Annotated in this window: 10 protein-coding genes; 1 reads left to right on the top strand and 9 read right to left on the bottom strand. The window is 38.0% G+C overall.

The window, feature by feature from the left end:
* The first annotated feature begins 223 nt into the window (after positions 1-223).
* The gene (locus N3F66_12795) at positions 224-550 is read left to right on the top strand and encodes a hypothetical protein (GenBank protein MCX8125023.1); all 327 of its coding nucleotides are present in this window, start codon (positions 224-226) and stop codon (positions 548-550) included.
* Between the two features lie 17 nt (positions 551-567).
* On the opposite strand, the gene N3F66_12790 is transcribed toward N3F66_12795, so the two are convergent.
* The 9 genes from N3F66_12790 to N3F66_12750 form a co-directional block, all read right to left on the bottom strand.
* Entirely contained in the window at positions 568-3111 is a 2544-nt protein-coding gene (locus N3F66_12790) for a DUF2194 domain-containing protein (protein MCX8125022.1), read from the bottom strand.
* The gene (locus N3F66_12785; protein ID MCX8125021.1) at positions 3092-8005 is read right to left on the bottom strand and encodes a hypothetical protein; all 4914 of its coding nucleotides are present in this window, start codon (positions 8003-8005) and stop codon (positions 3092-3094) included. The genes N3F66_12790 and N3F66_12785 overlap by 20 nt, the downstream gene beginning before the upstream one ends.
* A 25-nt stretch (positions 8006-8030) precedes the next feature.
* The gene (locus N3F66_12780) at positions 8031-9101 is read right to left on the bottom strand and encodes an S-layer homology domain-containing protein (GenBank protein MCX8125020.1); all 1071 of its coding nucleotides are present in this window, start codon (positions 9099-9101) and stop codon (positions 8031-8033) included.
* A gap of 100 nt (positions 9102-9201) precedes the next feature.
* Entirely contained in the window at positions 9202-9870 is a 669-nt protein-coding gene (locus N3F66_12775) for a lysoplasmalogenase (GenBank protein MCX8125019.1), read from the bottom strand.
* A 151-nt stretch (positions 9871-10021) separates the two neighbouring features.
* A complete protein-coding gene (gene csrA, locus N3F66_12770; GenBank protein ID MCX8125018.1) occupies positions 10022-10288 on the bottom strand; it encodes a carbon storage regulator CsrA in 267 nt (88 codons plus the stop codon).
* A 4-nt stretch (positions 10289-10292) separates the two neighbouring features.
* A complete protein-coding gene (fliW, locus tag N3F66_12765) occupies positions 10293-10742 on the bottom strand; it encodes a flagellar assembly protein FliW (GenBank protein ID MCX8125017.1) in 450 nt (149 codons plus the stop codon).
* Positions 10743-10769: 27 nt separating this feature from the next.
* Entirely contained in the window at positions 10770-12032 is a 1263-nt protein-coding gene (locus N3F66_12760) for a flagellar hook-associated protein 3 (protein MCX8125016.1), read from the bottom strand.
* A gap of 3 nt (positions 12033-12035) precedes the next feature.
* The gene (gene flgK / locus N3F66_12755; protein ID MCX8125015.1) at positions 12036-13946 is read right to left on the bottom strand and encodes a flagellar hook-associated protein FlgK; all 1911 of its coding nucleotides are present in this window, start codon (positions 13944-13946) and stop codon (positions 12036-12038) included.
* 8 nt (positions 13947-13954) lie between these two features.
* Positions 13955-14395, bottom strand: a 441-nt coding sequence (locus tag N3F66_12750) for a flagellar protein FlgN (protein MCX8125014.1), incomplete at its 5' end; no start/stop codon positions are given.

Raw genomic sequence — 14395 nt, 5'->3', positions numbered from 1 at the left:
GTAATAAAATAATTGAATTGCTTATTGCAAAAGGTGCAGATGTTAACGCTAAAGATGATAATGGTGAATCAGTATTACAAAAAGCAAGCACACAGGCAGCACCTGTATTGCGAAAGTATGGGGCAAAGTAGTAAAATTGGTATAAATGTCTATAGTTTTATAAATTCATAGGATTTTTTATTTTCATGATTTAAGCATTCTAAATTTTCAGGAGGAAATTGATATGAAAAAAATGGTTTTTCTTTTTTTTCTGTTTTTTGCCGCATCATTCATAATATCAATATATGCACAGAGTAAAGTAAGTGACAACTGGATACTTATGTGCCTGGAAGAATGTACTAAAAATAATCCATCACATAAAGACTGCAATCAGAATTCCATTGCCTTTATTGGTGATGAATATGTAAGGGCACGAAAAGGCGAACCCTACTGGAAATCCGATGGAGGGAAAACTTTTTCATTTGGATTTCAGGCAGCTGACCACAGGTTTTCGCAACTTAAGGAGATTTGCCCCAAAGCTGCAGATGTACTAAAACGTAGTGTCTATTGAATAGATGCTGTAACCATCTACCACACTATCGTTGCCTTGTACTTATTTGTCTTTACAACAATATCCCCTGTTGCTGGTGTATATTGTACTAAACTGCAATTGACAAGCTGTTTGTATTGTTTTGGTATACGGGCACGAACGTAGTAGTTTCGTCCTGCTCCACCAGGTGTATAAATTTCAAGTGAATTATTTTTTACCTTAAAATTAATTGCTGAAGAATTGTATACCACAAATTCATAGAAAGCATCCTTTACAGTCATCCAGCGAATCCAGGGAAAATTTTGTTTTAACGTGCCAAATTCTTTTTCAAAATTACTCTTAAGCCATTGCCATCCTTCATACGATTTTGAACGAATTTCATCAAAAACATCATCAGGGTGTATAAAATGACTTATTATGCCAAAATTATGGAATGCATCATAGAGGGCAAATTTATCAAAATCCTGAAAATAATACCCTGAAGTAATACGAGGAATCTGGAAAAACCTGTTATCAGGTGTCCAGTCAAATTCCTGTTCCACCTCACCGCTTTTAGCAACATAGAGTGTAGATGCAACCCGTATACTTGGAAACACCTCACCTAATGCCTGCAAACCCGTTGCATCAATTATATTATGTGGTGCTACATATGTAAATGGTAATGCATTTTCTCCATAAAGAGCTATCCATTCATTCTTTGCTACAGTTAACGCCTGTATCATACTTTTTTTATCAGGCCATGGAACGGAATCGTATTCCTTTGGCTTTGTAAGAGTTAATGACATATGGTTGTATCCATGGAGTCCAAGCTCAAAACCATTTTCAAGTGCTGCAATTCCCATTTTGGTACTTAAGCCATTTTGCGATAGATAAAAATCCCTCACAAAAAAACCTGCTTCATCGGCTTTTGTATCCCTGTTATAATTAAATATAAGAAAACTGGAGTATACAAAACCAAACTGTTTTTGCCAGTTGAGTATATCCTTAAACCATACATCGGATATAAAAAGCGTGTCGGTTTCATCAGGCAGCCTTTTTAGCTTTTCAATAATTTCCTCTAACTTTTTACGGTTGAATTTATCCTTTTCATTTTGTAAAATATCGCTATAATATTTAATTCTATATGGCTTATATGCAACATTCCACCATGGTGCAGGAAAATCATCTATCATCATCATGCCTACATTGATCATACCAGTTGCAAAAACATCTGATACCTTATATACACTTTGAATAATTATTCCACGAACCAGTTTTGACTCATCTAACAAATTGGTATTCCAATATAATATTTTGCCTTTATTAACAATTCTTTCCCACACAATTGGATATTTATCAGAATCAAACAATGAGACTATTTTTCCTAAAATCTTAACATCATTTTCAAGAACTGCTTTCCTCACATTACAACCAATATCTTCTCCAGTTATAGGCACTCCATTCATAAAAAATGAAGGATCAATAGCAAAGCCTTGCTTATTATATTCAATTTTTTTTGAATACTCTTTGATTCCTAAAAAAGCATTGTATTGAGTATCAGGTTCAACATAATTCAAAAAGATACATTTGCCTCCATTTTCAACATAACTTTTAATTATCCCTATAGGCACTGAAGTTATATTATTAGTTGCGACTATAATTGCTTCATATTCGGATAAATCACTGACTACCAAACTTTTAAGATCTTCTTTTGTATACAAATCATATCTGATTTTTGCATATTTAAAGGCATAGGATATGTTATTTCTCACCATCTCTGATTTATCTACATCACCTATAATAACAGCAACATTAAGATAGCCGTCATCGTAGAATAACGCTTCCTTAATAAAAGCTGAAGTATTCAGCATTACCTTGTTACCACGAACCACATAGTTTTCTAACGCAAATGCTCCCGTTTTGGATATTACAATAACGCTTGACTTTCCATCACCAGCCTGTGGTGGAGCATCGGTCCGTTGTAGTTGTAGATATGTCTTTACATCTTCACGGAGAGGAATTATTTGCTGATAGTGCAATGATTTTGTCACATCCTGCTTTTCATCTTTCTCAACCATTGCACTGTCTTTATAAATTATCTTTATGTTATTGGGGTTGTTGGTCCAGAAACCCTGAAAATAAATCCCTATCTTTGTAAACAGCGGTCTGATATAGGGCAGTAAATCCCACTTTGTTTCATTGCCATCCTTATAGCCGTACGCACCGTATGAATTAACAATTATAATCTTAATACCCTTATCTGCTGCGCCAATCATAAATTTTGCATAATTAATGCCTATATCTTTATTTGCAACAACACCACCATTATACCAGGTAACTATCGCCCTAATATCCTCAAGATTCCCCAATGAGGAAAATCCTTTATCAAAATCGTGGTATTTCACCTGCAGCCCATTTACTGTAATATCCTTTTCAAAAAACCATTTCAATGGGTTATTATCATCGGTATATCCTTCTGAAGATTTGTATATACACAGCACCGTAAGTCCTTTTGCTTTTCCAAAAGAACTTGTCGTATATCCTATTACTATCCAGATAGAAATTAGCAGTATAGTTAATCTTTTAATAGAGCTCAATTTCATAGCGCATATCCCATTTTGAAGGTTTATCCTTTAGATACAATAATTCTGATCCTGCCCCCACAGCTTTAATTTCTGCAGGGAGGTTTTTGAGCCTGTCAGCTATTACTGTTGCTTGCTTTTGTGATAATGCCATATTCGATTGTTTGCTCCCCATCGTATCAGTATAGGCAACGATAGTAATTTTTGTAAAACCAGCCATTTTAGTCAGTTTTCCTGCAAGCTGATCAAGGATAAATACACCATGTACTGTAAGCTCATCACTTCTGCCTTTAAATATAGTATCCTGATTAAACATGTACACAATTCGTTTACCCTTTTCCTGTTTTACTAAAAATCCCACCATGAAAGGCACTTTCTTTGATAAGGCTGTATTGCCTGCATCATCCGTTATCTCCATTTGAGCAGCAAGTTGCATATTGTACACAGCGGGCTGTCCTTTATCATCAGTACCATCCCATGATATCACTTTAGGTGGGGTTCCAGCACCATTAATAACTTTCACCACTGCACCATCATCACGCATAAATCGCACCTGCCATTGCGTAACATCACCATCAATAGTTGGGGTAATACGCAAGGTGGTTTGTATTGGTACAACTTCATTAGGTTCAACTTTTATATCAACAGCTACTTTAGTCACTACAGTAATAATTGCAGACGGTGATGCAACCACAATACCATCATCATATTTAATGGTCATTTTTGCAGTATATTCTCCATCAGGCACGGGTTTGAGGTTGTCATCATTCCCATCCCATAACACATCATAGGGTATAAAATCATTCCCTTTTATAGTCTTTACAATTTTATTTTTGCTGCTTACCGTAATAAACCATTGTGCCACATTTTTCTTATCTGTTGCCTGAATAACAAATGAAATAGTATCTTTAATCTTGTCACCATTTGGCGAAAACTTTGTATATGAAGGGGTCAGAGCAATTGCACGTTTTGCAGTGGCAAGTACAATCTCCTGCTTTTTAGAACTGAATCGTTGGCCAGCAGAATTCTGAATGGTAAGCTGAACATAATATTTCCCCTCTGGAACAAGTATATTATTCCTTCCTGTGCCATCCCACCTGAAGGTTGCAGGTACTGCACCTGCTAAACTGTATTCCTGAACCTTTTCACCTTTCTCATTTAAAATTTCAATCCACCACTGTTGAATACCTTTTTCGTCAAAAGCAGTTAGGCTCAAAGTTGTAAAATCGTCTTTGCCATCGCCATCAGGTGTTATGAGAGTAGGATTTGGTGAAACAAAAAGTACTGGTTTGCCACCTGCCCCTTTTGGTGTATAAATACTGAAAAATTTTCCTGTTGCTCCAAATTTCAGATCATGCGAAATATACCTCTTATCTATTGTTGAATTAGGTAAAGTTACATTTGAATACATATATTCAGCAAAGATCTGTAATTTATCCCAGTTGTGTGAAACAGACATGCCGGGCATCATAATTCGTTGTTCAATTGAATTATTCATATACTGAAAAAATACCGAATATAACAAAGTGCCGCCAAAAATATTTTCCACCTGTTGAGTTACCTTAGCCATTGGACCATAATACGATATCCCTTGTGGTGCCCAATACGGTACAAGCAATATATCCCCTGAAGTGTACCGCGTGAATTTTGTGTCTTCGTATGCGTAAATACCAGCTACATCAAAAAACATATTCCATTGCGGTATGCGGTACACTCGTACCGTAAGCTGATTGAAACTTGACATCCGTGTGTTTGAATCCGACAGCATTCGGTACTGCACATTGTTATATAAAAACAGTCGCTTGCTCAATGGAAAATTGTACTCGGAAAAATTAATATCAAGGATGCCTTCTATCATATCATAGGTGATTGCATCCCTGAACTTCATCTTTAATGATTGAGTTAAATCATTTTCATCATCATGGCTGTAAGTCACTTTTACTGTTATCCCTGTTGCAGGTGGTGTCCACCATACTCCAGCACCATAGGTTAATGACATATAATTCAATGTTGAATCATACAAGGGATTTCCATAATTAACTGTCCCCGAATACATATTTCCACCCAGTTGTGCAAAAAACCGCATATATAAAATCCTAACAGGAATTGACATCTGTGCAAAAGCTCTGTGCATTGTTACATTGCCATCTGAGGGATAAAAAAGCTGCCCAGTAGTAGCTATTCCTCCAGTATCAGTCTGTTTTCTAAATTCATAGCCTGCCTGCAGTGTAAAATATTGAGAAGGCTCATACAATCCACTGACATCAATTCCAAATCGTGTGCGTATATTGTCATGAAAGTATATACCATTTGCTGATATCGAAGGAGCATGTTGCTTTTGTAGTTCATAATGAGCTTTACGTGCATGCTCAAAATCAGGCTGAGCATTAATGCATATTTCATAATTTTCTTTGGCATCCTTCCAATACCCTAAAAGCTCATTTATACTTCCCATGGCAAAATTAGCCTCAACGTTAAGCGGCTGCACTTTCAGAATATTGCTGTAATATTCACGGGAGGCATTATAATTTCCATTCTGCAAATAAAAATTAGCTATCTCTTTATATATACGCGCATTATCCAGTTCCAGATCCATAAACTGTTTTTCATATACATTACGAATTGTTGCACAACCAAATACCAACTTCTGGTCAACATCACTACTGACTGCTTCAAGCAATGTAACGACATTTGAAAGTGATTCTTCAAAGTCAGAAACAGAAGCTTGTATGCCCGCTTCTTCTCCTTTATCCAATTTTGCAAGTGATAGTACTGCTTCGATATCGGTTTTGTAACCAGTAGCAATCTTTTTATTTTGCAGTGACTCTTCTAAAAGAGCTATCGCCCTACTAAACTTTTCCGTTTGTGCATATGCCATTGGCAGGCCCGGGAATTCAGCTGTGGCAGATAATTTTTTTACTGTCTCAAAATAATCTATTGAACGTGAAGGACTTCCATATAATAATTCAATAGTACCCTGCACCTTATACGGCTGATAAAGCTGGGGATTTAATTTAGTTGCTGTAGCTGCATACCGTAAAATTCTGCCGTGTTCCAATTGAAAGCCTGTTGCTGCCTGCATAGCAGTATACGTCTGTACATCTTTTCCAAATGCAGCAATGATGTCATTGTATAAGTATAGTTCTTTCTGTATATCTTTTAATTTTGCAGCGTAAGCCTCAAGCCGTGCCCTATCACGTGCAATCGATGGAGGTGCAATAATTCCCTTCTTTTTGTCAGCTATAAGTTTTGCATACTGTTTCTGCAGTGTGCGCACATCATCCTGGATATGTGTAATAACTGGCTTGAGCGACTGCAATCCCACAGTATGTATTGCTAACCGCGCCAGCTTTTGTTCTGCCTGCTCAATTGAGTGAAACATTTTATACGCCAAAAGAGCATCATACTCTCTGACCGCATCTGCATACATTCTGTTCCAGATGTAGGTATCAACCAACCCTTTTCGCAAATTAATATCATCGGGATTCTTAACTAGCGCTTCTTTATAGCTTTCAATCAGTGCTTTTCGCTCTTTTGCAAGTTCATCTTTCACATCAAGGGATATGCCCGATAGCTCCGGATACAGATCCACTACCTGTTTTGCATCATTAATTATTTTACTGGCCTTTGCACTTTCGCCTAAATCAAGATATATCTTTGCAAGCTTTTTATACGCTGATATTCGCTTTTCATCTATGTCAATAATACGATAATACTGGCGTATTGCATCATACGCCCTTCCTGCCCAGTAGTAATTGTCGCCCAGTACTTCAAGAACATCAGCATTGTTTGGGGCTAAACTTTCAGCTTTTTCAAATGTGGCGATAGCTCTATTCATTTCACCTTTCCACGAATACTGCGTGGCAAGCGAAACATAAGCATCAACGTTTTCAGGTTCTATAGCAATAATCTCCTGGTAATACTTTATTGCTTCATCATAACGGTTATTCCAGCCAGCAAGCACCGATAAGAGCTTTCGGGCAGTGATATTCTTCTCATCTATTGATATAATATTTTTGTATTCGCTGATAGCTGCATCCAGCTGATCCGACCATGAATAAAAGGCAGCCAATTGTAACCGCATATCAATGTCACGCGGGTTTTTCTCAAGATACTTTTGCAATAAAAATATTGCCTTGTTGTAATCATACAGCCAGCCATATATCTGTACAAGAGTGAACAGCGCTTCCCTGTCGCTTATATTTGCTCGTAACTTTTTTTCATAAAACTCAGGAGTATTAAATATAATGCCATCTCCGGGAGTTGTAAAATCCTGTGGCCAAACCTCAGGAAAATCCATAAGTTTTGCAATACCCGTACTGTACTGAGGAAACAGTACAATTGCATCAATATAGAAATAGTAATCCCATCCACTGCTTCGCTTTTGTTTAACTCGTATTGTTAATGTATGTTTGCCAGCATTAAGTGTACCGGATGCTATTTTCACCCAGTAGTAGCCACCTATGCCATAGAAACTTTTAACATACACATTTTCAGCTGACGCTGTTTGAAACGGACCATTGTCAATTTTCCATTCAATTGGTGAAGCATACCCTGGCCTATCCTTATACCTTGAGCCCGGTGGAGTACATCCCATCCATAAATCGTATTCTTTAGTGTGCGTTACGTAAAAGACATACGTAGCAAAATATCCTTCCTGTGGAGGCTCTACATCTTTTGAAAGCTGTAGTGCAAATTTATTGCTGCAGAAAAAATTATAAATGGGTTCGCGGGCAAAATTTGTAGATACTGCATTTTCTCCCTCTATCCATATATAATTTTTGTAGGTAATCCTGGGACTTGAAATTGCTTGGCCTTTTTTAGCTTTGTCTTCTAACTGTGCAAATGTTATGGCACCAATAATTACCGCGATTAGTAATCCACATAAAAGTATCGCTATCTTGCTTTTTTTCATAATAACCCCTTATTAAAATAATGGCTTACTTTATCAATTTTTGAATTATCATTATTGCTTGTAATCCTGTAACCGATTCGTCAGGATATGCCTCCTGACTTAGGGAAACACTCATAATTTCCATATCGCAAGCAAGCCGTAGTGCATTATAATACACGTTATCGGTCTTTATATCATTAAAAAACGGAGGTGATTCATCTTTATATTTTGTCCTCAATCCTTCGTTGTTTCGGGAAAGCACCAAAAAATCCTCCACAACTTTTGCCATTTCTCCTCTAGATACTACCATAAAAGGTTCAAAGGTGTTACCCTGAATGTATGAAAAAAAACCCTTGCTGCGCAATGCAGATACTGCACTTGCATAGTGAGACTTAGCCAGATCAATAAAATCGGCGGGCAGTGGTTTTGTCACTGTAATATATTTTTGAATTTCAAATATTTCATACAGTAAATGCGCAAGTTTATCTCTAGTAATTACAGGTTCAAGAATAAAGTCAGATACTTTTGCTACATCAATAGTTAATGTTTTTATACGCGAAATAACTTCCAGGCGGTTTGCAGCTACAACCTGCAATTCTTTGTTTAGCAATAATGCCTTTGTATAGTTATCACGGGCTTTATCATAATCTGATTTTAAAAAATATGCATCGCCTGTTGCTATATACGCCATTGGATTATCCAAACCCTCCAATGAGCGCAAAATATCAAGCGCACTTCCAGCACCAGCTTTCCCTTTGGTGGCAAGGAGTATACGTGCTTGTAAAATCAGGCCTATGGGATCTGTACCTGTACTAATAGACTGGGCAAGTTCAGCCTGTGCCCCTGCATCCTGATAGTTTCCTTTTAAAAAATAGTAATAGGCAAGCAAAGATGCTACAGTTGCATCAGATTTTTTTTCTTTTACCAATTCTCCATGTCGTTGCATAATAAGGGTGTATGCTGTATTTAACAGTTTATTCTTCTGCACCAGATTTTCGATTGATTCTGCATTGGTCAAATTTTTATATATTCGTTCATAATCCTTTTTTGGGGTTTGCGTTATAATTTGTCCGCAGGAAATACATACTACTACTAAGAATACCAAAGTCTTTTTCATAGCACCCCACCATAATATTATTACATTAATTGAATTGTATTATCAATAAATTATACTAATAAAGTGTAAATTTTAACAAGAAAAATTATAAGAAAAATTTCTAATAATAGCAGGAAAATGCAAACAACAGCTGTGCAGGTGCATACAGCGACCACGTCACGACAGTACTATGAGGAATTTTTCGTATAAATTGATTGAAGGCAAGTACTCCATCGGATATTGCAAAAAGAACTGCAGCAATGGTTACAATGGCACCCCGTGGATATATATTTTTTACCAATGTACCTATAGCAATAAGCATCACTAGTGACAGCACGAGCATATAGAGTATTATTGGAAAATACAGCTTCCCTTTTGCTTTATGAATCAACAGATAATAAGAAAAGAAAAGTATCAGTACAACTACACCAACAATTATATCTGTTGTGCCAAAATTATAGTTAATACTCAATGCATATACATAGCAGATATGCGTTAATAAAAAGAAAAACAGCCCATGGATAAAAAAACTTATCTCTTCTATCATAAGCAATGTATCAGCAATTAATGCAAACACAAGCCCTGCAATAATAAAAATATTATATTGATTAAAACCACGCACATAGGATAGATATAAAGCAATAATAATAACAAGATATGTTACAAGTGGTGTGAAGACATATTTAAGCTTCAAAATCTTTCTAAATGCTACTATCTCACGTATAACGAATACTATAAAGAAGAAAGCTACAAGATACAGTACATTTGTCTGAACAATGACATCAGGCATATAACCCCCATAAATAAGATTATAATAACGAACCCTGCAAAGCTTATTTGGGATCTATTGTATAACTTGAGGTCCTCAAAATACAATCCAGTATGACAGTAGCGCACAGCTACCATCCGAAAGGGTAACAACATTGTATGTGTATTTACTATTATTTTTTTTGGTTGTCAATGTTTTTTTCTGTATGTGTCTTCAATATGTCAGTAATATCTTTGAGTGTATCGGGTTTAAGCTGGGATTTCATAGCGGCAATATTCTCTTTTTGTATTTCTTCATATATTTCCTTGCGATGCACTGCAACAGATTTTGGTGCCTTGATTCCTAATTTAACCTGATCACCCTTTATATCAATTATTACGATTTCAATATCATCGCCAATCATTATGCTTTCATTTATTTTGCGCGCCAGTACCAGCATGAATTCACCCCTTCACCTGTGCTTTTTTTATCTCGTCAAGTATGTAGTGGCGCACTTTGTATTTATCGTTGAGCGATATGGCTTGCTTACCACATCGCGTTTTGGGATTAATGATAATTGGCCCTTGAAGATTAGCTGTCATTCTGGAAGGGTCTTCTGGTATGGTAACTATCGCAAATACCAACACCTCGTCTGGGCTTTTTGCCCCTATATCCTCCAGATCCTGAGGCAATACGTCAAGCTCATACTGCACCATGAAATCAACAGGGCGTATAATGACAAAAGCTAAATCGGGCTCACTGTATGCTTGTAACCATTTAAACGGGGATTTTTCGTTTGCATCCAGAATTACAAACTTTTTAATATCCTCAAAGCCATAAATTCCTTCAGGAAAATCAATTATCTGACGTTCATCAACTTCAATCTGGCCAAATGGTTTTGTGACTATTGTAATCAACGTGACTACCTCTTGTTATCTAATTTATCGCAGGAAATCCATAAGTGTTGGCTTTATTGACCGTGCACCAACTGCAAGCGCATAATTATGCACTGATTCAAGCCATCTGAAGTTCATTATTGTTTCAGGGAAATCAATTCCTTCAGATTTTGACAGTATGTCAAGGATATTACTTTTAGCGTATTCTGAACGTTTTGCAAGTTCTTCCACCCGATTTTCCTTTGCCCCTATTGCAGCAATGTGGCGCAACACATTGTCAAGTGCCATATCAATAAGACCTAAATCTCGCCCGCCAACTAACTCCTGGTCACCACGTACAAGGTCATCACGCAGTTGTATAACCATATCAAATATTGACATGCCGCTTACCGACACCGTTGGATCAATATTGTTTGGCGGATTGGGAAAGTCAGGATTTATCATGCCGGCATCACGCAGGAATGTCCCGCTGCCTTCATCCTCAAGCCAGATGGCATGCGGCACCGTTGTTTCAAGCACAAGGTTGTTGCGCGCACCAATAGAAGCCCGTACACTTAAACCAGCATTGTTTATCTTATCAACAATCATATCGATAGTATCGCCTGCAGCAACCTGAATTGATACACCATCAATTTTAAACGACTGCGTGGCAAGTGCCCTGTACTGCGAAACATCCTTATTTGCCGACAGCACCTGATTGGTTGCCCAGAATGCCCAGTTGCCTGGCACATTCACATCTAAATACTCACCGGTTGCTACTTCTCTCAGAATCTTACCGGTATTTCCACGATACTGCACACCAATCATTGCATTGCCCTGATTTCCCGCAGTGAGTGTCTGGTATATGGGAACAAACGGGTCAGGTATATTTTCAGTGCCTGTCTGATAGCCGCCAAAGATGGGCTTACCTGTCGCCCCCCTGATATTAGCGATGCTAACAAGCTCTTCAAGCATCTGATTAATTTCAGTTGCTGCTGCTTCCTTGCGTTCAAATGAAGTATATATACCATGAGCACCCTGAACTGCAAGCACACGCAGACGCTGAAAGATGCGTATCACAGATTGTAGCGCAGAGTCTACTTCACTTAATTTTGACTTTGCCTCATCAATATTTTTAATATACTGTTCTATTTCAACAAGTGCAGTTTTATACAGCATCTGATTGGTGGCAGCAACAGGATTATCTCTTGGAAACTGCACATTTTTCCCCGTTGCAAGCATATCCTGCATTTTATCCATGTCCTGCTGATGGCGGTTCAGGTTATAGATCATTGTATTATTAATCATTTGATTGGTTACGCGTTGCATGGCTTACACCCCCTGGCCTAACTTAATAATTGTTTCCAGCATCCTGTCAATCATGGCAATTACCCGTGCTGAAGCATTGTACCCGTGCTGGAACTGAACCATATTTGCCATCTCCTCATCCAGATTAATTCCAGAGACTGACTGGCGCAGATTAGCAAGGTTCTTTAAAAGAGTTTCCTGACTTGCGATTCTGTCTTTGGCTTCCTCACCCTGTGATCCAATACGCGAGATAAGTGATGTATAAAAATCATTGAATGTTGCGTTGGAATCAATCATTGCATGCTTGTGCTTGAGTGCTGCCAGTGCCAGGGCGTTGCTTCCATCACCTACACCATTTGATGTATTGAAGTCGCCTGTGCCACCTAAGTCTTTTCCCTTTGCAGCAGCTATGGAATCTATGTCATACTTGATTGCATCATCAATGTCCATATACGAAGCAGGGTTAAACATCGGTGTGATGGTGATATGCTCACGGGATGCAATAATCTTTCGTATATCATCTACCCGCCTGTAGTCAAATGCACCCTGTGGGCCTGACTCTTTCAAAATACCTGCATAGCCCACCAAAAGCTGCCCTGAGTCTTCTAGGTGTCGTATAATAAAATTTTTTTTATCAGTATCTTCGGCGATAGTTGCTTTGAAAGCCAGCTGGCTGTTGTGATTGATATATCCCACAATTCCAATCTTGGCATCATTGACACGCTTAATGACATCAAGCAGTGTGTCGGTTGCATAATAGTTTATCTTGATTTCCTGGTCTATTGCATTGTTCTTAACAAATGTGAGTGTACCTGTAATCCCGATAGCAGCTGAAGCATCAACTTTATTATTGCCCGAAATTTTAAACAGAGCTGTTACATCATAAATACCATCATTGTTCAGATCAAAGTTTCCCTCTACATTGTCGCTGACAGCAATGTGTTTAAAGAAATTATTATTTGTCTGATTGTTCTTGCCAAACCCATCACGGTGCACTTCGTTTACAAGGTCAGTTAAATTAATTGCAAATGCATTAACGTCATTAATGTTCTGTCGCAAAACACCATCACGGATTGAAATAAGGCCTGCCAGCTCACCGCTTTGAATATTGACATCAGTGAGCGTCTGTTTCCATAATACTTTGAACATGCCATTGTTCTCAGGGTCTTCTATAGCAACTAGTGGCCTGAACACCTCGCCTTGTACCAGATTTTCTGACCCAATATATACAATAAGCTCATCCTTATCAGTACGGCTGACATTAATGTTTACAAGCTGAGACAGTTTTTCAATCAACGCATCGCGCTTATCTTTCAGGTCATTGGGATTATCACCTAATGCTTCTGCTTTCAATATCCTTTCATTGAGGTCACGGATTGTTTGAGCATATTCATTTATCTGATTCACTGTATGGCCAATTTGTCTGTTTGCCTGTTTCTGCAATTCATACAATTTGCCATACACATATTTAACTTCATGAGCTAAAGCTATGGCCTTTTCCTTAACCACCTCACGTGTTGAGCGCTCTTCGGGGTATTTTGATAGTTCCTGAAACCCTTCCCACAGCGCATCCAATCGGCTTCGTATTGACTGGTCCGATGGCTCATTGTATACCATCTCTATCTGGTAGATAAAATCATTGCGCGCTTTCCAGTAACCAAAAGCCTGTTTTTCCACCATAATGCGATCATCGATGAACTCATCGCGTATGCGCTGGATCATGGCAACTTCACTGCCCTGCCCAATATTGCCTGGCTGCTCTGCTCGGTTTAATGCAGGTACATACAAAGGATCAGCTGCTGTTATCACCACTCGCTGTCGTGAATATTCCTCATTGGCTGCATTTGATATATTATGCCCGGTAACATGCAGTGCCTGCTGGTGAGCCAAAAGCCCCCTTTTCCCAATTTCTATCCCCATGAATGTTGAATTCATACTCTACCTCACACTGTTGTATTCATCAATACTGCCCCACTGGCACTGCGCTGTGTTATACCTTTAGGTCCATATCCTGTTTCCACTGTGGCAGCTTTTCTCAAAGACGTAAGGATAACATTAAACAATTCCAGATTATCACTAATGAGCTTTTTATTGGATTCATGTAAGCGTGCAAATTTTTCTATTATGCTCTTAAGCTCTGAAGCCTTTGCAAAAAGGTCCTCATTATCAAGTGGGCGTGACAGTAATATAAAGTCTTTAAGTGTCATGGAATCGGGCGGAACTGAATGATGTTTTGCATAGCTTTTTATATTTTGCTGACGTGCTTTTTCAAGCTTTTCTAAATCAAGGAGCAATGCTTCCTGTTCTTTGGATAAAGAAAAAAGCCTATCCCCGTTAAAGGCAACTATCGCATCTTTTTTTTGTTCTTCTAACTCAACCAATCG

Source organism: Spirochaetota bacterium (assembly GCA_026414805.1).
Lineage (GTDB): Bacteria > Spirochaetota > UBA4802 > UBA4802 > UB4802 > UBA4802.
This window is presented reverse-complemented; position numbering and strand designations above follow the sequence as displayed.

Excerpts from the sequence above, each read along its gene's own strand:
- N3F66_12795 (MCX8125023.1), top strand. The coding sequence starts at position 224 with ATGAAAAAAATGGTTTTTCTTTTTTTTCTGTTTTTTGCCGCATCATTC.
- N3F66_12790 (MCX8125022.1), bottom strand. The coding sequence starts at position 3,111 with ATGAAATTGAGCTCTATTAAAAGATTAACTATACTGCTAATTTCTATC.
- N3F66_12785 (MCX8125021.1), bottom strand. The coding sequence starts at position 8,005 with ATGAAAAAAAGCAAGATAGCGATACTTTTATGTGGATTACTAATCGCG.
- N3F66_12780 (MCX8125020.1), bottom strand. The coding sequence starts at position 9,101 with ATGAAAAAGACTTTGGTATTCTTAGTAGTAGTATGTATTTCCTGCGGA.
- N3F66_12775 (MCX8125019.1), bottom strand. The coding sequence starts at position 9,870 with ATGCCTGATGTCATTGTTCAGACAAATGTACTGTATCTTGTAGCTTTC.
- csrA (MCX8125018.1), bottom strand. The coding sequence starts at position 10,288 with ATGCTGGTACTGGCGCGCAAAATAAATGAAAGCATAATGATTGGCGAT.
- N3F66_12760 (MCX8125016.1), bottom strand. The coding sequence starts at position 12,032 with ATGCAACGCGTAACCAATCAAATGATTAATAATACAATGATCTATAAC.
- flgK (MCX8125015.1), bottom strand. The coding sequence starts at position 13,946 with ATGAATTCAACATTCATGGGGATAGAAATTGGGAAAAGGGGGCTTTTG.